17 protein-coding genes are annotated in these 20,384 nt (G+C 58.6%); 9 read left to right on the forward strand and 8 right to left on the reverse strand.

Annotated elements, in window-relative coordinates:
* Positions 1-133: 133 nt before the first annotated feature.
* The 3 genes from phoP to H7K56_RS02995 are packed head-to-tail and all read left to right on the forward strand — an operon-like array spanning position 134 to position 3,445.
* On the forward strand, positions 134-802 hold the full coding sequence (gene phoP / locus H7K56_RS02985; protein ID WP_010617222.1) for a two-component system response regulator PhoP: 669 nt from the start codon (positions 134-136) through the stop codon (positions 800-802).
* Positions 803-805: 3 nt separating this feature from the next.
* The gene (phoQ, locus tag H7K56_RS02990) at positions 806-2,266 is read left to right on the forward strand and encodes a two-component system sensor histidine kinase PhoQ (protein WP_021506378.1); all 1,461 of its coding nucleotides are present in this window, start codon (positions 806-808) and stop codon (positions 2,264-2,266) included.
* Positions 2,267-2,323: 57 nt separating this feature from the next.
* The gene (locus H7K56_RS02995) at positions 2,324-3,445 is read left to right on the forward strand and encodes a ribosomal protein uL16 3-hydroxylase (RefSeq protein WP_058776487.1); all 1,122 of its coding nucleotides are present in this window, start codon (positions 2,324-2,326) and stop codon (positions 3,443-3,445) included.
* Between the two features lie 226 nt (positions 3,446-3,671).
* On the opposite strand, the gene pepT is transcribed toward H7K56_RS02995, so the two are convergent.
* Positions 3,672-4,898 (reverse strand): peptidase T, encoded by a 1,227-nt coding sequence (pepT, locus tag H7K56_RS03000; RefSeq protein ID WP_021506380.1) that lies wholly within the window; start codon positions 4,896-4,898, stop codon positions 3,672-3,674.
* A gap of 300 nt (positions 4,899-5,198) precedes the next feature.
* On the opposite strand from pepT, the gene potA reads away from it, so the two are divergent.
* From potA to potD, 4 genes are read left to right on the forward strand one after another with little or no spacing between them, the layout of a single operon-like run.
* Positions 5,199-6,314, forward strand: a complete 1,116-nt coding sequence (gene potA / locus H7K56_RS03005; RefSeq protein ID WP_058759491.1) for a spermidine/putrescine ABC transporter ATP-binding protein PotA — start codon at positions 5,199-5,201, stop codon at positions 6,312-6,314.
* Positions 6,307-7,158, forward strand: a complete 852-nt coding sequence (gene potB / locus H7K56_RS03010) for a spermidine/putrescine ABC transporter permease PotB (protein WP_182688974.1) — start codon at positions 6,307-6,309, stop codon at positions 7,156-7,158. The genes potA and potB overlap by 8 nt, the downstream gene beginning before the upstream one ends.
* Entirely contained in the window at positions 7,155-7,928 is a 774-nt protein-coding gene (gene potC / locus H7K56_RS03015) for a spermidine/putrescine ABC transporter permease PotC (protein ID WP_150360950.1), read from the forward strand. The genes potB and potC overlap by 4 nt, the downstream gene beginning before the upstream one ends.
* Before the next feature lie 10 nt (positions 7,929-7,938).
* Entirely contained in the window at positions 7,939-8,982 is a 1,044-nt protein-coding gene (gene potD / locus H7K56_RS03020) for a spermidine/putrescine ABC transporter substrate-binding protein PotD (RefSeq protein WP_150360951.1), read from the forward strand.
* A 160-nt stretch (positions 8,983-9,142) separates the two neighbouring features.
* Here the strand turns inward: potD and cobB are convergent, their stop codons facing one another.
* The 4 genes from cobB to lolC form a co-directional block, all read right to left on the reverse strand.
* A complete protein-coding gene (cobB, locus tag H7K56_RS03025; protein WP_125309342.1) occupies positions 9,143-9,976 on the reverse strand; it encodes a Sir2 family NAD+-dependent deacetylase in 834 nt (277 codons plus the stop codon).
* Positions 9,977-10,123: 147 nt separating this feature from the next.
* Positions 10,124-11,368: a lipoprotein-releasing ABC transporter permease subunit LolE gene (lolE, locus tag H7K56_RS03030; RefSeq protein ID WP_150360952.1), complete on the reverse strand. Its 1,245-nt coding sequence runs from the start codon at positions 11,366-11,368 to the stop codon at positions 10,124-10,126.
* Positions 11,368-12,069, reverse strand: a complete 702-nt coding sequence (gene lolD, locus H7K56_RS03035) for a lipoprotein-releasing ABC transporter ATP-binding protein LolD (protein ID WP_021506386.1) — start codon at positions 12,067-12,069, stop codon at positions 11,368-11,370. Before lolD ends, lolE begins: the two co-directional genes overlap by 1 nt.
* A complete protein-coding gene (lolC, locus tag H7K56_RS03040; RefSeq protein WP_132465185.1) occupies positions 12,062-13,261 on the reverse strand; it encodes a lipoprotein-releasing ABC transporter permease subunit LolC in 1,200 nt (399 codons plus the stop codon). The genes lolD and lolC overlap by 8 nt, the downstream gene beginning before the upstream one ends.
* Before the next feature lie 248 nt (positions 13,262-13,509).
* Between lolC and H7K56_RS03045 the strand changes: the two genes are divergently transcribed.
* Complete coding sequence (locus H7K56_RS03045; RefSeq protein ID WP_021506388.1) at positions 13,510-13,719, forward strand: hypothetical protein; 210 nt, start codon at positions 13,510-13,512, stop codon at positions 13,717-13,719.
* 186 nt (positions 13,720-13,905) lie between these two features.
* Complete coding sequence (gene mfd, locus H7K56_RS03050; RefSeq protein ID WP_021506389.1) at positions 13,906-17,349, forward strand: transcription-repair coupling factor; 3,444 nt, start codon at positions 13,906-13,908, stop codon at positions 17,347-17,349.
* A 125-nt stretch (positions 17,350-17,474) separates the two neighbouring features.
* On the opposite strand, the gene H7K56_RS03055 is transcribed toward mfd, so the two are convergent.
* From H7K56_RS03055 to ycfP, 3 genes are all read right to left on the reverse strand, one after another.
* Complete coding sequence (locus tag H7K56_RS03055) at positions 17,475-18,017, reverse strand: glycine zipper 2TM domain-containing protein (RefSeq protein ID WP_031279257.1); 543 nt, start codon at positions 18,015-18,017, stop codon at positions 17,475-17,477.
* Between the two features lie 294 nt (positions 18,018-18,311).
* Complete coding sequence (locus H7K56_RS03060; protein ID WP_031279261.1) at positions 18,312-19,616, reverse strand: NAD(P)/FAD-dependent oxidoreductase; 1,305 nt, start codon at positions 19,614-19,616, stop codon at positions 18,312-18,314.
* Between the two features lie 212 nt (positions 19,617-19,828).
* A complete protein-coding gene (gene ycfP, locus H7K56_RS03065; protein WP_021506392.1) occupies positions 19,829-20,371 on the reverse strand; it encodes an alpha/beta hydrolase YcfP in 543 nt (180 codons plus the stop codon).
* Positions 20,372-20,384: the final 13 nt, after the last annotated feature.

The raw sequence follows: 20,384 nt of genomic DNA on the forward strand, positions 1-20,384 counted from the left end.
ACCTCAGTCACGCACGTCACGTGGTGGCTGAGGTTCCCCTGCCAGTGCATCACAGCGGAGTGTTAATCTGCGGTTTAGCTGGCGTAGCGTATACTTTTCGCCATCATCACTGAGTTGAAGGTAAGGAAATTCTATGCGTGTTCTGGTTGTGGAAGATAATGCCCTGCTGCGCCATCACCTCGCAGTCCAGTTACGTGACATGGGTCATCAGGTGGATGCCGCCGAAGACGCCAAAGAAGCCGACTATTTCCTGCAGGAACACATTCCCGATATCGCGCTGGTCGATCTCGGCCTGCCCGACGAAGACGGCATGTCGCTGATTCGCCGCTGGCGTGGCGATGCCATTCGTCAGCCGATTCTGGTGCTGACCGCGCGCGAAGGCTGGCAGGCGAAAGTTGAAGCGCTGGAAGCCGGTGCCGATGACTACGTGACCAAGCCGTTCCACATTGAAGAGGTCGCCGCCCGCTTACAGGCGCTGATGCGCCGCAACAGCGGACACGCCTCACAAATTATCTCCATGCCGCCGTTCCAGGTTGACCTGTCGCGCCGCGAGCTTACGGTGAACGACGCACCGGTCAAGCTGACCGCGTTTGAGTACACCATTGTTGAAACGCTGATCCGCAATGCCGGTAAAGTGGTCAGCAAAGACTCGCTGATGCTGCAGCTGTATCCCGATGCGGAACTGCGCGAAAGCCACACCATTGATGTACTGATGGGCCGGCTGCGCAAAAAAATTCTCGCGCTGCACCCGACCGAAGTGATCAACACCGTGCGTGGCCAGGGATACCGCTTTGATCTCTGATTTATGAAGCTGCTCCGCCGTCAGCGCCCTTTCTCCTTACGCGCGCGTTTCCTGCTGGCGACGGCGGCGATCGTGCTGTTTTTGTCGCTGTCGTATGGCATGGTGGCGGTCATTGGCTATGTCGTCAGCTTTGATAAAAATACCTATCGCGTGATGCGCGGCGAGAGCAATTTGTTTTTCACCCTCGCGCAGTGGAAAGACAACAAGCTCACCATCGCCCAGCCGGAACGCATGACGCTCAATTTCCCGACGCTGGTGTTCATCTATGACGAGCGCGGTAAGCTGCTGTGGCAGCAGCGTGACGTGCCGGAAATTCGCAAAAACATTCGCCGCGACTGGCTGATGAAGCCAGATTTTTACGAGATCGATACCAGCAATCGCACCAGTATGGCGGCGATGGGTAACAATCCGCAGGCACAGCAGCGGCTGCACGCGCTGGACAGTGACAGCAACGACACCTTCACCCACTCGGTGGCGGTCAACCGCTACGACGCCACCACCAATCTGCCGGCGCTGACCATTGTGGTGGTGGACTCGATCCCGCAGGAGCTGCAGCACTCAGACGTGGTGTGGTCGTGGTTCAGCTATGTGCTGGCAGCCAATCTACTGCTGGTGATTCCGCTGCTGTGGCTGGCGGCACACTGGAGCCTGCGTCCGATTGGCCACCTGACTTCGCAGGTGCGCGAGCTGGAAACCGGCCACAGGGAAAATCTTGACGACAACCCGCCGCAGGAGCTGCGCAGTCTGGTGCGCAACCTCAATCTGTTGCTCACCAACGAACGGCAGCGCTACACGCGCTATCGCACCACGCTGTCGGATTTGACGCACAGCCTGAAAACGCCGCTGGCGGTGCTGCAAAGCACGCTGCGCTCGCTGCGCGGTGGCAAAGAGCTGACCATCGAACAGGCTGAGCCGGTCATGCTCGAGCAGATCAGCCGCATCTCGCAGCAGATTGGTTACTACCTGCATCGCGCCAGTATGCAGGCGGATCACAACCCGCTGCAGCGCGATCTGCACTCGGTCTCGGCCTTGCTGGATAGCCTGTGTTCCGCGCTCAATAAGGTGTATCAGCGCAAGGGCGTTGAGATCACGCTGGATATTTCGCCGGAGCTGACCTTTATCGGCGATCAAAATGACTTTATGGAAGTGCTGGGCAACGTGCTGGATAACGCCTGCAAATACTGCCTCGAATTTATTGAGGTCAGCGCGCGCCAGACGGAAAACGCGCTGCATCTGTTCATTGACGACGACGGCCCCGGTATTCCCGAAAGCAAGCGCGATCTGATCTTTGTGCGCGGCCAGCGTGCCGACACGCTGCGTCCCGGTCAGGGACTGGGACTGGCGGTAGTGCGCGATATTCTCGAGCAGTATGCCGGTCAGGTGATCGCCACGACCAGCCCGCTCGGCGGCGCCCGCATGGAGGTGATTTTTCAGCGGCAGGAAGTTGAACATCACCGCGAGTAGAACCGGGCGCGGGCTGTTATACTTGGCAGCAATTATGGCCCTAACCGGAATCCTCGCATGGACTATCAGCTCGACATCAACTGGCCCGACTTTATTCAGCGCTACTGGCAAAAACGCCCGGTGGTGCTGAAACGGGGTTTCAAAAACTTCATTGATCCGATTTCTCCGGATGAGCTGGCCGGTCTGGCAATGGAAAACGAGGTGGACAGCCGCCTCGTCAGCCACAACAACGGCAAGTGGCAGGTCAGCCATGGTCCGTTTGAAAGCTACGATCACCTGGGTGAAAGCAACTGGTCGCTGCTGGTACAGGCGGTGAACCACTGGCATGAACCTTCTGCTGCGCTGATGCGCCCGTTCCGCTTTCTGCCCGACTGGCGTATCGACGACCTGATGATCTCGTTCGCAGTGCCGGGCGGCGGCGTAGGCCCGCACTTTGATCAATATGACGTGTTTATTATTCAGGGCACTGGCCGCCGTCGCTGGCGCGTGGGCGAAAAAGTGCCGATGAAACAGCACTGCCCGCATCCGGACCTGCTGCAGGTTGAACCGTTCGACGCCATCATCGATGAAGAGCTGGAACCGGGCGACATTCTCTATATTCCACCGGGTTTCCCGCACGAAGGTTATTCGCTGGAGAACGCGCTCAACTATTCAGTCGGCTTCCGCGCACCTAACGGACGCGAGCTGATTAGCGGCTTTGCGGATTACATGCTGGCGCATGAACTGGGCAGCTACCGCTTCAGCGATCCGGATGTGCCGGCGCGCGATTGCCCGTCGCAGATTCTGCCGTCAGAAGTAGAAGGGATCCGCAAGGTGATGCTGGATGTGATTAATCAGCCGGAGCAGTTTAACCAGTGGTTTGGCGAATTTATTTCTCAGTCGCGTCACGAACTGGATGTGGCTCCGCCGGAACCGCCGTATCAGCCGGATGAGATTTATGACGCGCTGCAGCAGGGTGATGCGCTGACGCGCCTCGGCGGCCTGCGCGTGCTGACGCTGGGCGACGCGGTGTACGTCAACGGTGAACGCGTCGAGTGCGCGCATCCGTCGGTTCTGGCTGCGCTGGCCCACAAACACGTATTGACGCTGGAAGATTTCGGCGATGCGCTGGACGATCCTTCGCTGCTGGCTCAACTGGCGGCACTGGTGAACAGCGGGTACTGGTTTTTTGCTGATTGAGTTGATCAGGTCCTCTGCGCCCGTTTCCCTCACCCCGGCCCTCTCCCGCCCGCGGGAGAGGGAGAAAACCGCGCGACGATTGCAGTAAAGCGCAAACCATAAGATGCGTAAGAAAACAGGGGCATAAACAGGAGTTAAGGCAATAAACAAAGCCTTATTCCAGCTCGATCGGTCCCCTCTCCCGTGGGCGAGAGAGGGTTAGGGTGAGGGCAAGCCCCTCTCCGCCCTACTTCTTCTCCGCCGCGAGCGCGGCCAGGCGCACAATCACCTCAACCGACTTCGCCATCACATTCAGCGACGCAAACTCATGTTTACCGTGGTAATTGTAGCCGCCGGTAAACAGATTCGGACACGGCAGTCCTTTCCATGACAGCGCCGATCCGTCGGTGCCGCCGCGAATTGGCTTCACGTTCGGTTCGATACCGCAGTCGCGCATCGCCTGCAGCGCCAGCTCAATGATGTGCGGATGCGGTTCCACCTTCTCCCGCATATTGCGATAGCTGTCGCTGATCTCCACCTTGATGGAGCACTCAGCCTGCAGACCTTTACTGACGCGGCGGCCAATCTCCTGCAGCAGCTGCTTACGCTGTTCGTAGCTGTCGGCATCAAAATCACGAATCAGGTACATCAGCTCGGCGTGCTCAACCGATCCCTTAATAGTGTGCAGGTGGAAAAAGCCTTCATAGCCGTCGGTAAACTGCGGCTTCTCTTTGGCCGGCAGCTCGGCGTGGAAGCGCATCGCCAGGTCCAGCGCGTTCACCATCACGTTTTTCGCACTTCCGGGATGCACATTGTTACCGGTGATTTTGACCAGCGCCGTCGCGGCATTAAAGTTCTCGAACTCAAACTCGCCGAGATCGCTGCCGTCAACGGTATAAGCCCAGTCAGCCGCAAACCCCTCAACGTCGAAGTGCGACGTGCCGCGACCAATCTCTTCATCCGGGGTAAAGGCTACGCGAATGGCGCCGTGCGGCACATCCCCTTTGGCCAGCTCGGCCATCGCCGTCATGATCTCAGCGATACCGGCTTTATCATCAGCGCCCAGCAGCGTTTTACCGTCGGTGGTGATCAGCGTATGCCCGGTCAGCTTGTGCAGCACCGGGAACATCACCGGCGAGAGCACTTCATCCCCGTTGCCCAGCGCGATATCGCCGCCACGATAGTTTTCAATGATCTGCGGATTGACATTTTTCGCGGTGAAATCCGGCGAGGTATCCATGTGGGAAATAAAACCGATCACCGGCGTCGGCCAGTCGACGTTTGCTGGCAGAGTGCCCATCACACAGCAATGATCGCTTAAGGTGACGTCCACAAAACCCAGCGCAATAAGCTCTTCCTGTAACTGACGCGCCAGCGTCCACTGCCCTTCGCTGCTCGGCACCTGCCGCGCCTGAGGTTTTGCCTGGGTTTCTACTGCCACATAACTGAGAAAACGCTCAAGTAATTGATCCATCTGTCATCCCTCTAAAGAACCTGCATTATTATCATGGGGCCTGATTATCGCCATGTTGCGTCAAATCATTATCCTTCAGGTTAGCCCTCTCAGCCCAATCGTGCGCTGAAATTCGCCCTGCCAGCCACCCGTCCGGCTGGCCCGATGAGCATACTCCAGCAATTTGCAGACTTTTCAAGGTTATTCCGTGTCTGAACATGGCAATGGCGCATTTTTCAGGTATTATCGCGCCCTTCATCACGGCAAGCTGTCGCCGGCGGCTATGCTGTAACCTGATTCTCATCAGACTGAGTGACTAAAATGACGCAAACACGCGCGCAGCAGGCGCTGGTTACGCTTTCTGGCATCAGTAAAGCTTTCGATGGCAAAACCATCATCCCGGATTTCGACCTGACCATCGGTCATGGCGAATTTATCACCCTGCTTGGCCCCTCCGGCTGCGGTAAGACCACGATTCTGCGCCTGATCGCCGGGCTGGAAAACGCCGACAGCGGACGTATCCATCTGGATGAGAGCGACATCACTGAAACGCCCGCCGAGCATCGCCATATCAATACCGTGTTTCAGAGCTACGCGCTGTTTCCGCACATGTCGGTGTTTGAAAACGTCGCGTTTGGCCTGCGCATGCAGAAAACCCCGGCGGCAGAGCTGACGCAGCGCGTCAACGAGGCGCTGGCGATGGTGCAGCTGGAAAGCTTTGCCGCGCGTCGGCCACATCAGCTCTCCGGCGGCCAGCAGCAGCGCGTGGCGATTGCGCGGGCGGTGGTCAACCGGCCCAAAGTGCTGCTGCTTGATGAGTCGCTCTCCGCGCTGGATTACAAACTGCGCCGCCAGATGCAAAACGAGTTGAAAGCGCTGCAGCGCAAGCTGGGCATCACGTTTGTGTTTGTCACGCACGATCAGGAAGAAGCGCTGACCATGTCTGACCGCATCGTGGTGATGCGCGACGGGCGCATCGAGCAGGACGGCACGCCGCGCGAGATCTACGAAGAGCCCGCGAACCTGTTTGTGGCGCGCTTCATTGGCGAAATCAATGTGTTTGATGCGGAAGTGATCGGCAGCGCGCACGCGCCGCAGGTACGCGCTCGCGTCGAAGGCCGCGAGTGTGATATTCACTGCCCGTTCCCGGTCAAACCCGGTGATCGGCTGCATGTCCTGCTGCGACCGGAAGATTTGCGCGTCGAGGAGATCGATCACGACAGCCGCAGCGAAAACCTGATCGGCTATGTGCGCGAACGCAACTATAAAGGCATGACGCTGGAATCCACCGTCGAACTGGAGAACGGCAAGCTGCTCACCGTCAGCGAGTTCTTTAATGAGGACGATCCGGATTTTGACCACTCGCTGAACCAGAAAATGGCGGTCAGCTGGGTGCCAAACTGGGAGGTGGTGCTGCCGTATGAAACGGATGCTTAATCGTCTGCAGAAAGCCATTGTGGCACTGATCGTCGGCTGGCTGACGCTGTTCGTGTTGCTGCCGAATCTGATGATCTTCGTCACCAGCTTTCTGACGCGCGACGACGCGCACTTTGTCAGCATGGTGTTCACCCTGAACAACTATGGCCGGCTCCTCGATCCGCTGTATGCCGACGTGCTACTGCACTCGCTCAACATGGCCTGCATCGCCACGCTGTGCTGCCTGCTGCTCGGCTACCCTTTTGCCTGGTGCCTGACCAGACTACCAGCGCGTCTGCGTCCGCTGATGCTGTTTCTGCTGATTGTGCCGTTCTGGACCAACTCTCTGATTCGCATTTATGGTCTGAAAATTTTTCTCAGCACGCGCGGCTGGCTCAATGAATTTCTGCTGTGGCTCGGCGTCATCGACAAGCCGTTTCGCATCATGTTTACCCCGGAAGCGGTGATCCTCGGGCTGATCTATATTCTGCTGCCGTTTATGGTACTGCCGCTCTACTCCAGTCTTGAGAAGCTGGATAAATCCTGCCTGGAAGCGGCGCGCGATCTTGGCGCCAGCAGGCTACAGACCTTCATCCATATCATTTTGCCGCTGACCCTGCCCGGTATCGTTGCCGGCGCGCTACTGGTATTTATCCCGGCGATGGGGTTGTTCTACGTAGCGGATTTAATGGGCGGAGCAAAGAACCTGTTGATCGGTAACGTAATCAAAAGCCAGTTCCTCAATATTCGTGACTGGCCGTTTGGTGCCGCCACCAGCATTGTCATGACGCTGCTGATGGGGCTGATGCTGCTGGTTTACTGGCGCGCAGCGCGTCTGCTGAATCACAAGGCGGCGTTGCAATGATGGCGCGCGGATTACGCTACGGCTTCATAGCCGTGATTTATGCCTGGTTCTACATTCCGATCATCATCCTGATCGTCAACTCCTTCAATGCCTCGCGCTTCGGCATCAACTGGCAGGGCTTCAGCACCCAGTGGTATCGCCTGCTGGTCAATAACGACAGCCTGATTCAGGCGGCGCAGCATTCGCTGATCATGGGCGTGCTATCGGCCAGTTGCGCGACGCTGATCGGCTCGCTCACCGCCGTGGCGCTGTACCGCTACCGTTTTCGCGGCAAGCCGTTTGTCAGCGGTATGCTATTTGTGGTGATGATGTCGCCGGATATCGTGATGGCGATTTCGCTGCTGGTGCTGTTTATGCTGCTGGGGATTTCGCTCGGCTTCTGGTCGCTGCTGTTTTCCCACATCACTTTCTGCCTGCCGTTTGTGGTGATTACCGTCTATTCGCGCCTGAAAGGCTTTGACGTGCGCATGCTGGAGGCGGCAAAAGATCTCGGCGCCAGCGAAGTGACTATTCTGCGTAAAATTTTGCTGCCGCTGGCGCTGCCGGCAGTGGCCGCGGGCTGGCTGCTGAGTTTCACCCTGTCGATGGATGATGTGGTGGTGTCGTCATTTGTCACCGGTCCCGGCTTCGAAATTTTGCCGCTGAAAATTTATTCCATGGTGAAAGTGGGCGTGTCGCCGGAAGTGAACGCGCTGGCTACCATTTTGATGCTGCTGTCGCTGCTGCTGGTGGCAGTCAGTCAGCTGTTGCTGCGTGATAAAACCAAATAGAGGATAACCGATGAAAAAGTGGTCTCACTGGCTGGCGGCTGGGGCGCTGGCACTGGGTATGCAAAGCGCTCAGGCGGATGACAACAACACGCTTTACTTCTATAACTGGACCGAATATGTGCCGCCCGGACTGCTGGAGCAGTTCACCAAAGAGACCGGCATCAAAGTGATTTATTCCACCTATGAATCCAATGAAAGCATGTACGCCAAGCTGAAAACCTGGAAAGCAGGCGCTTACGATCTGGTGGTGCCGTCGACCTACTTCATCGCCAAAATGCGCAACGAGGGCATGCTGCAGAAGATCGACAAGTCACAGCTGAGCAACTTCCGCAACCTCGATCCTGACCTGCTGAACAAGCCGTTTGATCCGAACAACGACTATTCCATTCCCTATATCTGGGGCGCAACCGCCATTGGCGTGAATACCGACGAGGTGGATCCAAAAACCCTGACCCAATGGGCCGATCTGTGGAAACCACAGTATAAGCAGAGCCTGCTGCTGACCGATGACGCGCGTGAAGTGTTCCAGATGGCGTTGCGCAAGCTCGGCTACTCCGGTAATACGCAGGATCCAAAACAGATTGAAGCCGCCTATGAAGAGCTGAAAAAGCTGATGCCGAACGTGCTGGCGTTCAACTCGGATAATCCCGGTAATCCGTTTATGGAAGGCGAAGTCAACGTCGGCATGATCTGGAATGGCTCCGCCTGGGTGGCGCGCCAGGCTGGCACGCCGCTGCAGATTATCTGGCCGAAAGAGGGCGGAATTTTCTGGATGGATAACCTGGCGATCCCGGCGAATGCGAAAAATAAAGCGGGCGCGCTGAAGCTGATTAACTTCCTGCTGCGCCCGGATGTGGCGGCTAAAGTGGCGGAAACCATCGGTTATCCGACGCCCAACCTGGCGGCAAGAAAGCTGCTGCCGCCCGAGGTGGCCAGCGATCCGTCACTCTATCCGCCGGCTGACGTGATCAAAAACGGCGAGTGGCAGAACGATGTCGGTGCCGCCAGCGTGCAGTACGAAACGCTGTTCCAGAAGCTGAAAGCGGGGCGGTGAGGTTCTGGGGTGGAAGTTGTGCGGCCTGGCCCTCACCCTGCCCTCTCCCAGAGGGAGAGGGTTCATTCGTGCCGGTTTTAGCTGAGTTTCAGTCGGGCGCGTTTTTCCCCTTCTCCCGCCGGGAGAAGGCCGGGATGAGGGGAAACGCGCAGTACGCTGACTATTTATACAAGCCGCGCAAAAAAGTATGCACGAATTCGGGCACCACTTCGCTGGCTAAGCCGTAATGCGCTTCAGCGAATTCGTTACCGACCTGACTGGGCGCCAGATTCAGCTCCACGGTGTGCGCACCCTGCAGTTTCGCTTCATGTACAAAGCCTGCCGCCGGGTAGACGTGGCCTGAGGTGCCAATGGCGATAAACAGATCGGCCTGTTCCAGCGCCTGATAAATCTCCTCCATGCCGAGCGGCATTTCACCAAACCACACCACGTGCGGACGCAGCCGCGACGGGAACTGGCAGCAGGTACAACGGTCGTCCGGACCGACGTCCTCTGTCCACGTCAGCACCTGACCGCTGTGCTCACAGCGCACCTTCAGCAATTCACCGTGCATATGCAGCACGCGCTGGCTGCCGGCGCGCTCGTGCAGGTTATCGATATTCTGCGTAACCAGCAGGAAATTATCGCCCAGCACCTGCTCCAGTTCGGCCAGCGCTTTGTGCGCCGCGTTAGGCTGGATTTCTGGCTGCTGCAGCTGACGCCGGCGCGCATTGTAGAAGCCCTGCACCAGCGCCGGATCGCGGCGAAAGCCTTCGGGCGTCGCCACATCTTCCACGCGATGCTCTTCCCACAGGCCATCTTCCGCGCGGAACGTGCGAATGCCGGATTCTGCCGAAATTCCGGCACCGGTCAGCACCACCACGTGCGGCTGCGGATGGGCGGCAAGTTCGACCTGACGATCGCGCTCAAAGATGCGCTGGCGAAAGCGCTGATGCACTTTGCGGCGGTTCTTTTTGTAGCGGGCGAGTCGAAGGCGGCGGCGCGGTTGGCGCATAAAGGCTCCTTAATCTGCGGCGCTGAACGCCGCGCTGCGGGTGTTTTCCGGGTTACTCAGACCCGATAATAGCGGCTGGGTATGACGGCTGCATGCCGCAGACGCTGAAAATGTGCGCAGCCGCGAAGGCGGCTGCGTGTTTTGTCTTTACTGACCGCTCAGCACGCGGGCAGGATCGATGCGGCTGGCGCGCCGCGCCGGATACCAGCTGGCAATCAGGCTCAGGCCAATCGCCGTCGCCAGCACGATGGCCACATCCAGCCAGTGCAGCTCGGACGGCAGAAAGTCGATAAAGTAGATATCGCCCGCCAGCAGCTGATGCCCGGTAAGGTGCTCCACTACGCGCATCACCGGCGTCAGATTGAGCGCCACCAGCACGCCGACCACCACACCGCTGACGCTGCCCAGCAGCCCGGCCAGCAGGCCATACCAGATAAAGATGGCACGGATCAGGCCGTCTTTCGCGCCCAGCGTGCGCAGCACGGCGATATCGCTGCTCTTGTCCTTCACCGCCATCACCAGCGTCGACACGATATTAAAGCAGGCCACGCCAATCACCAGCACCATCGCCAGATACATAATGGCGCGAATCATCTGGATGTCACGATACATGTAGCCGTAAGTGCCAATCCAGCTGCGGATGGTGACATAGGAGTGGGTGGCTTCGCCGGCATCGCGCACCAGCTTCTGTGCCTGGAACGGATCGCTCATCTTCAGCGCAATGCCGCTGACGCTGTCGCCCAGATCCAGATACTTTTGCGCATCGGCCAGCGGCACCAGCGCCAGACTGTGATCCAGCATGCCGCTCAGCTGCAGAATACCGCTCACCTGCAGACGAATGCGTTTTGGCTGCAGCAGTTTGTTCTCGCCATCATTATTCGGGATCATGATGGTGATCCAGTCGCCCTGCTTCACGTTGAGCGATCTGGCGATACCGCCGCCCAGAATGATCTGCTGCCTGCCGGCGCTGAACTGCGACCAGGCATCACCGCTGACAAAACGCGGCAGCGCGCTGAGCCGCGGTTCCTGCTGCGGATCAACGCCCTTCACCTGCAGCGCCTGCAGCTTCGCACCGCTCTCAATCAATCCGGTAAAGTTAACGTAAGGCGCCGCTGCGGCGATGCCCGGCACCTGTTCGATGGGCGCAATCATCGGCTGCCAGTTGCGAAAGGGCTGGTTAACCGCCTCAATTTCGCCGTGCGGCACCACGGCCAGAATGCGGTTGTTGAGCTCCCGCTCAAAACCGTTCATCGCGCTCAGCCCGATGATCAGCACCGCCACGCCAAGCGCAATGCCGATGGTCGAGATGATGGAGATCAGCGACACCATGCCGCCGCGCCGCCGGCCGCGGCTGAAGCGCAGCCCGAGCAGCAGGGATAAAGAGGACGCCATTAGATCGCTCCCAGCGTCAGGTGATCGCTCAGCTGGCCGTCGCGCATTTCCATCTGCCGGCTCAGGCGCTTCGCCAGGTTGAGGTCGTGCGTCACCACCAGAAACGCGGTGCCCTGCTGCACGTTGAGCTCGCCGAGCAGTTCAAAAATGGCATCGGCGTTGCGCGCATCGAGGTTACCGGTGGGCTCATCGGCCATCACCAGCCGCGGCCGGTTCACCAGCGCCCTGGCAATCGCCACGCGCTGACGCTCACCGCCCGACAGCTCAGAAGGCCGGTGCGCCGCGCGCTTTTCCAGGCCAACCGCCGCCAGCATCTCGCGCGCGCGCGCTTCCGCTTCGGCTTTGCCGGTTTTGCCAATCAGCAGCGGCATGGCTACGTTCTCCAGCGCGCTGAAGTCAGGCAGCAAATGGTGAAACTGATAAATGAAGCCGAGTTCCCGGTTGCGCAGCTCTGCTTTGGCCGCCGATGACATGGCGTTGAGCGATTTCCCGTCAAACACCACATCGCCGGAGGTCGGCGCATCCAGCCCGCCCAGCAGGTGCAGTAAGGTACTTTTGCCGGAGCCGGAGCTGCCGACAATCGCCGTCAGTTCGCCCGGCTGCAGGCTAAAAGCCACATTGCGCAGCACATCGGTCTGCACGCTGCCTTCCTGATAGCGTTTGCACAGGTCACGACACTGCAACAAAGGGGTATTACTCATAACGTAAAGCCTCAGCGGGTTGAACGGCGGCAGCGCGCCATGACGGATAGAGAGTAGAGAGCAGCGCGACGGCCATCGAGACCAGCGCAATGGTGATCACCTGCCAGACATTGATATCCACCGGCAGCGCCGCGCCATCAAGGAACAGGCCGATCACCGGCATTAAATTATTGAGCTGGCTGGCCAGCAGCACGCCCAGCAGCGTACCGAGCAGCGCGCCGATAATGCCGGCGCTGGCGCCCTGCACCATAAATACCGCGACGATTTGCCGCCGCGTTAAGCCCTGGGTTTGCAGGATCGCCACTTCCGCCTGCTTCTCCATGATCAGCAGGCCCAGCGAGGTGATGATGTTAAAAGCGGCCACGGCGATGATCAGGCTGAGCAGCAGCCCCATCATGTTTTTCTCCATGCGCACCGCCTGGAACAGGTCGCCCTTGCGTTCGCGCCAGTCTTTCCACGTCAGCCCCTGCGGCAGCGGCTGCTGGCTGAGCGCATCGACATTCAGCGGCTTATCCAGCCACAGGCGCCAGCCGGTAATGTTGCCGAGCGGATAGCGCATCACGCGCGAGGCATCCTGCTGGTTCACCAGAATCTGATAGCCATCGACTTCGCTATTGGCTGCGTAGGTACCGGCAACGGTAAAGATGCGCTGGCTCGGCACGCGCCCCACTGGGGTAAACTGACTGACCGATGGCACCATCAGGCGCAGCTGATCGCCGCGCTTCACGCCCAGCTGCGAGGCCAGCAGTTCACCGAGAATGACCTTATACTGCCCCGGCTGCAGCACGCTCTGCTGGGTGTTGACCAGATAAGGCGTCAGCGGATCCTGTTCGTCGGGATTGATGCCCAGCATCACGCCCACCGACACGTTGCGCGCACTCTGCAACACCACATCGGCGGTGGTCAGCGGTGCGATCCGCGTCACGCCCTGCAGTTTGAGATCCTGCGCGCGCATCTGCTGCGGATTGATGCTGCCGGTGTCGCTGGTCACCAGCGCCTGCGGCATCAGGCCGAGAATGTTGCCTTCCAGCTCGCGCTCAAAGCCGTTCATCACCGACAGCACCGTCACCAGTGCCAGTACGCCGAGCGTGATACCAATAGTCGAGAGCCAGGAGACGAAACGACCGAAACGGTCTGAAGCACGTCCACGCATGTAGCGCAAACCGATGAATAACGCGACTGGTTGATACATGAGATCCGTCTTGGCCGTTGCTCAAAATTAAGTAGAGCGATGATAAAGGAGCCGTCTGCTTTATGAAACCTCTAACCCGCTGAGTCAGTTGCAAAGTTGCGTCAAAATGCGTCCTCCTGCGCGACAATGCACAAAATTACGACAAAATAGTGACGCTATTAGTACGATTATTCGTCATCAGGTGGGTTAGACTTAGCTTGCAGTACCGGTTTTCGCATCACAGTAAGCGCAGTACGGAGGTTCTTACCATGAGCAGGTTTCCTAAAGGCAGTATCGTTAAACATAAATCTGGCGAGATCAAAGGCGAAGTGGTCAATGTCTTTGAGCAGGGAGACGCGCTAACCGGTTATTATGTGAAGTGGGACGATGGCAACAACAGCTACCATGTCGAGCGCGAGCTGTCATGGGCCAATGTGGATCGTCCTCGCATGCACTACACACAGCAATCCAGTAAATAACGTGACGTGGCCAGGTCGCCATCAATGACGACCTGGCAACCGGCCATACTGGCGGCCCTTCAGGGTGCCGCTGAGGTAAGGTGCGCATTCATGCACCCTGACATAAACTCAGAAAGGAGAGATGATCCTCACGGCGGAATGTGGAATGATGACGCCCTGGAAACTGAGGAGAGAATGTCGGACCTTATGTCGGAACAGCGTCGTTATACCCTGCCTGCTAAAGCAGGCGACCATCGTCAGCTCGGTCAGCTGGTCGGCGCCGCGCAGGCGGTTGAGTGTGCCAGCATCACCGAACGCCACAGCGGTCCGGTGTTAATGATCACCCCGGATATGCAATCGGCCCTGCGGCTGCAGGAGGAGATCAGGCAGTTTACCGATCTGCCGGTCACCAATCTTGCTGACTGGGAAACACTGCCCTACGACAGCTTCTCGCCCCATCAGGACATTATTTCCGCCCGTCTTTCTACGCTGTACCAGCTGCCCACCCTGACGCGCGGCATGCTGATTCTGCCGGTCAATACGCTGATGCAGCGCGTTTGCCCGCACAGCTTCCTGCACGGCCATGCGCTGGTGATGCAGCAGGGCCAGAAGCTATCGCGCGATGCGCTGCGCGACCAGCTGGAGCAGGCCGGTTATCGCCATGTCGATCAGGTGATGGAGCATGGCGAGTACGCGACGCGCGGCGCGCTGCTCGACCTGTTCCCGATGGGCAGCGATCAGCCTTACCGCATCGATTTCTTTGATGATGAGATCGACAGCCTGCGCCTGTTTGACGTCGACTCACAGCGCACGCTGGAGGCGGTGAGCGCCATCAACCTGCTGCCGGCGCATGAATTTCCCACCGACAAAGCGGCCATTGAGCTGTTCCGCAGCCGCTGGCGTGAAACCTTCGACGTGCGGCGCGAACCCGAGCACGTCTATCAGCAGGTGAGCAAAGGCACGCTGCCGGCCGGGATTGAGTACTGGCAGCCGCTGTTTTTCGAGCAGGAACTGCCTACCCTGTTTAGCTATCTGCCCGCCAGTACGCTGGTGCTGAACAGCGGCGATCTGCACGCCAGCGCTGAGCGTTTCTGGCAGGATGCTAACGCACGCTATGAAAATCGCCGCATCGATCCTATGCGCCCGCTGCTGGAGCCGGCCACGCTGTGGCTGCGCCCGGATGCGCTGCTGAGCGAGTTGAAAAACTGGCCGCGCATGCAGCTCAGCGCTGAGACGCTGCCGGAGAAAGCTGCGAACAGTAATCTGGGTTATCAGCCATTGCCGGAGCTGACGGTGCAGGCGCAGGCCAAAGCGCCGCTCGATCTGCTGCGCCAGTTCCTCGAACAGTTTACCGGTCAGGTGATTTTCTCAGTAGAAAGCGAAGGTCGCCGCGAGAGCCTGCAGGAGCTGCTGTCCCGCATCAAACTGCGCCCGCAGCCGATTGATCGCTTCGAGCAGGCCGATGAGCAGCCGTACAGTCTGATGATTGGCGCCAGCGAGCGCGGTTTTATCGACACCCAGCGCCAGCGCGCGCTGATTTGCGAAAGCGATCTGCTCGGCGAGCGCGTCAGCCGGCGGCGTCAGGACAATCGCCGCACCATCAATCCGGATGTACTGATTCGTAACCTCGCCGAGCTGCACCCGGGCCAGCCGGTGGTGCATCTTGAACACGGTGTGGGCCGCTACATCGGCCTGACCACGCTGGAAGCCGGCGGTATCGTGGCCGAGTATCTGATGCTCTCCTATGCCGGCGATGCCAAACTTTACGTTCCGGTGTCATCGCTGCATCTGATCAGCCGTTACGCCGGCGGCGCCGATGAAAATGCGCCGCTGCACAAACTGGGCAGCGATGCCTGGTCACGCGCGCGCCAGAAAGCGGCGGAGAAAGTCCGCGACGTGGCCGCTGAGCTGCTGGATATCTATGCCCAGCGCGCGGCCAAGGCCGGCTTTGCCTTTAAGCACGACCGCGAGCAGTATCAGCTGTTCTGCGAAGGTTTCCCGTTTGAAACCACGCCGGATCAGGCGCAGGCAATTAACGCCGTGCTCAGCGATATGTGCCAGCCGCTGGCCATGGACCGCCTGGTGTGCGGCGACGTTGGCTTTGGTAAAACCGAAGTGGCGATGCGTGCCGCCTTCCTTGCGGTGGAGAATGGCAAACAGGTGGCGGTGCTGGTGCCAACCACCCTGCTGGCGCAGCAGCACTATGACAACTTCCGCGACCGCTTCGCCAACTGGCCGGTGCGCATTGAGATGCTGTCGCGCTTCCGCAGCGCCAAAGAGCAGGCGCAGGTGCTGGAGCAGGCCAGCGAGGGCAAAATTGATATTCTGATCGGCACCCACAAGCTGCTGATGAGCGATCTGAAGTGGCGCGATCTCGGTTTGCTGATCGTCGATGAAGAGCACCGTTTCGGCGTGCGTCACAAAGAGCGCATCAAAGCGATGCGCGCTGACGTCGATATTCTGACGCTCACCGCAACGCCGATTCCGCGTACTCTGAACATGGCGATGAGCGGCATGCGCGATCTATCGATTATCGCCACGCCACCAGCGCGCCGTCTGGCGGTGAAAACCTTCGTGCGCGAGTATGACAGCCTGGTGGTGCGCGAAGCGATCCTGCGTGAAGTGCTGCGCGGCGGCCAGGTTTACTATCTCTATAACGACGTCGAGAACATCGAGAAAGCAGCGCAGCGGCTGGCCGAGCTGGTGCCAGAAGCGCGCATCGCCATCGGCCACGGTCAGATGCGCGAGCGCGATCTGGAACGGGTGATGAACGATTTCCACCACCAGCGTTTCAACGTGCTGGTGTGCACCACCATCATCGAAACCGGGATCGATGTGCCGAGCGCCAATACCATCATCATTGAGCGCGCCGACCATTTCGGTCTGGCGCAGCTGCATCAGCTGCGTGGCCGCGTCGGCCGTTCACATCATCAGGCCTATGCCTGGCTGCTGACGCCGCATCCGAAGGCGATGACCACCGATGCCCAGAAGCGACTGGAAGCGATTGCCTCGCTGGAGGATCTGGGCGCTGGCTTTGCGCTGGCGACGCACGACCTGGAGATTCGCGGTGCCGGTGAGCTACTGGGTGAAGATCAGAGCGGTCAGATGGAGACCATTGGCTTCACGCTCTACATGGAGCTGCTGGAAAACGCGGTGGATGCACTCAAAGCCGGACGTGAGCCGTCGCTGGAAGATCTCACCAGCAATCAGACGGAGATTGAGCTGCGCATGCCTGCCCTGTTGCCGGATGATTTTATTCCGGACGTCAATACGCGCCTGTCGCTGTATAAACGCATCGCCAGTGCGGCCGATGAACAGGAGCTGGCTGAGCTGAAAATTGAGATGATTGACCGCTTCGGCAAGCTGCCCGACGCCGCGCGTAACCTGCTGGACATCGCCGCGCTGCGTCTGGTGGCGCGCCAGCTGGGGCTGCGTAAAATCGAAGCCAGCGAAAAAGGCGGCTTTTTTGAGTTCGCGCCGCAGAATCAGGTCGATCCCGGCTGGCTGATCGGCCTGCTGCAGAAAGATGCCAAGCAGTGGAAGCTGGATGGCCCGACGCGACTGAAATTCACCCGCGATCTCAGCGAACGCAAAACGCGCATGGAATGGGTGCAGAATTTCGTCGCCGAACTGGCGAAGAACCGGGTTTGATCGCCCAGCCTTTACGCAGCAGCGCTATGCGACGCGCTGCTGCGTACGGTGCGGGAGCCAGAGTATAAAAAAAGCGCCTTGCGGCGCTTTTTTTGTTACTGCTGCTGTGAAGTAGCTTTGCCCAATCAGGCCTGATTCGAATTCAGGATCAGCTGACCATTACGGTCGAGCGGGATGCGGGTGCCAGGGTCATTCTCCATGCGGATTTTGCCCTGCTGGTCGCCTATTTTATAGGTCACGTCATAACCCAGCATTTTTTCCTGTTTATCGTACACGGTTTTGCAGCGCTGCTCGCTGGTGGTGTAAGTGTCACGATCCTGCAGCGCACCCTGCACCTGGTTACCACCGTAGCCGCCTGCCAGCGCACCGGCCACGGTCGCGATATCCCGGCCGCGGCCACCGCCGAACTGGTGACCAATCACCCCACCGGCCACGGCACCCAGTACGGAACCGGCGATGCGGTTCTCATCCTGCACCGGACGACGGTGCGTGAGGGTAACGTTGCGGCACTCCTGACGCGGTTGCTTAATGCTCTCTTTGATTGGCGTTGCCGAAAGCACCTGAGCATACTGCGGGCCACGATCAAACACATCCATGCTGGCGACGGCGGCCACGCCCAACGCTGCTGCTACGCCGATTCCAATACCCGCTAACATTGATTTATTCACAGGAATGTCCTCCTGAAGTTGTTACCGCGCATTCCTGCCGCAACCCGATCCCGGGTTACCGAGGCATAACCGGCGTGCGCGCCGCGCCGTGTTCGTTGGCATAAGTTTTACAGATGGTCCCAAAATGCAACATCAGATTAATGGAGGAAACGCAGCGGAAAGCCAGCAGGACCAGCTTTTAGGAGAGTTCTGAGCGGCAGTGTCATTGCGCCGTAATCTGGCGCTGATTGAACGGCAATCAGCCGGTTACGGCAGCCGGGCGCGCAGCGGGCGGGGATGACCGCCCGCCAGCCATCAATGCAGTTTGAGACGCGGACGCAGCACGCGGTTGAGGCTGCCGACCAGCATCATCAGACCGGTCTTGAAGTATCCATGGAGCGCAATCTGGTGCATACGGTACAAGGAGATGTAGACAAAACGCGCAATACGCCCTTCCACCATCATCGAACCGCGCATCAGGTTCCCCATCAGGCTGCCGACGGTACTGAAGCGGGACAGCGACACCAGCGAGCCGTGATCTTTATACACGTAGGCTTTGAGCGGCTTGCCTTTGCGCTGGGCGAGGATGTTTTCCAGCGCACGCGACGCCATCTGATGCGCCGACTGCGCGCGCGGCGGCACGAATCCGCCGCCCGGCAGCGCGCAGGAGGCGCAGTCGCCGATGGCGTAAATATCGTCGTCCAGCGTGGTCTGCAGCGTCTCTTTGACCACCAGCTGATTAATGCGGTTGGTCTCCAGCCCGCCAATCTCTTTCATGAAGTCTGGCGCTTTAATACCCGCCGCCCACACCATCAGATCGGCTTCGATGAATTCGCCCCCTTTGGTATTCAGACCGTTGGCTGCTGCGCTGGTGACCATGGTTTGCGTCAGTACGCGCACGCCAAGCTTGCTCAGCTCCTGATGCGCCGCTGCGGAGATGCGCGGTGGCAACGCAGGCAGAATACGCTCGCCGGCTTCCACCAGCGTAACGTTGAGCGCGCTGCTATCGAGACCTTTATAGCCGTAGCTGTGCAGCTGTTTCACTGCGTTATACAGTTCTGCCGACAGCTCGACGCCGGTCGCGCCGCCGCCGACAATGGCGATATTGACTTTCTGCAGCTGCCCTTCGCTGGCAGAGAAGCGCAGGAACAGGTTGAGCATCTCATTATGGAACCGACGCGCCTGATGCGGGTTGTCGAGGAAGATGCAGTGATCTTTCACGCCTGGCGTGCCGAAATCGTTCGAGGTGCTGCCCAGCGCCATCACCAGACGGTCATACGCCAGCTCGCGCTGCGGTACCAGCAGCCCACCCTCCGCGTCGCGGATCTCCGCCAGTTCAATGGTTTTTGTGTCGCGATTAATTTGCGTCAGCGAACCCAGCTGGAACTGGAAACCGTGGTTGCGCGCATGCGCCAGATAGCTGAGCGCATCAATACCTTCATCCATCGAGCCGGTCGCCACTTCATGCAGCAGCGGTTTCCACAGATGGCTGTGGTTACGATCGACCAGGATGATCTCCGCCTTTTTTTTGCGGCCGAGTTTATGGCCGAGCTGTGTTGCCAGCTCCAGCCCTCCGGCACCGCCACCGACGATGACGATTTTTTCCATGCTTGTAGTCAATGAAGACCCCCTCAAAGTTGTAAACCAAAAGTTAATTAATGGTTATATAAAACCTTAATAAACATAGGGTTGGCGACATTTAATCGCGAGCTGAGGGCAGAATAGCACGGCATAATCATCCGGACATAAGAAAATTGATGTACATCAATCTTTGCACTGCATTATCAGAATGTTACACGTTTTGTGCGCCGCATCACACGGCGCAGCAGCACTCAGGCAAGGGTTTTGAACGCTTTGATGCGTTGCAGATGCGGGGCAATATTTTTGAATTTGTGGCTGGCCTCCTCGTCCCACACGATTTCGTAGTACGGGTGCAATGCGGCCGCGCTGCGCTGATTATCCAGCGCTTCATCGTGACGTGACAAAATGGTCAGGCAGCGGTCGCGGTTCTTTTCACGGAAGTTGCTGACGCATTTGGTGGCGATATCAAGATACTCTTCCGGCCGGTCGATCTTGCCTTCCATGTTTTCATCAGGAAACAGGTTGGGATTGAATATCGCCTGGCGCATGCCGCAAAGGAAGCCGATGCGTTCCGCCCAGTAGCCGCCCAGGCCGACGCCACAAATCAACGGATGCGCATCGCTGCCCTGCTGGAGCAGTTTGTCGCACTCTTTCAGCAGAAACTGCATGTCGTGTTTCGGATGGCGGGTGCTGTAGCTGATAAGTCTGACGTCCGGGTCAATAAACTGCAGCTGCAGCACCTTTTCATGGTTGCCCGGACTGTTGGAATCAAAACCGTGCAGATAGATGATCATGATTATCCTCAGC

This window comes from Pantoea dispersa (assembly GCF_014155765.1).
GTDB lineage: Bacteria > Pseudomonadota > Gammaproteobacteria > Enterobacterales > Enterobacteriaceae > Pantoea > Pantoea dispersa.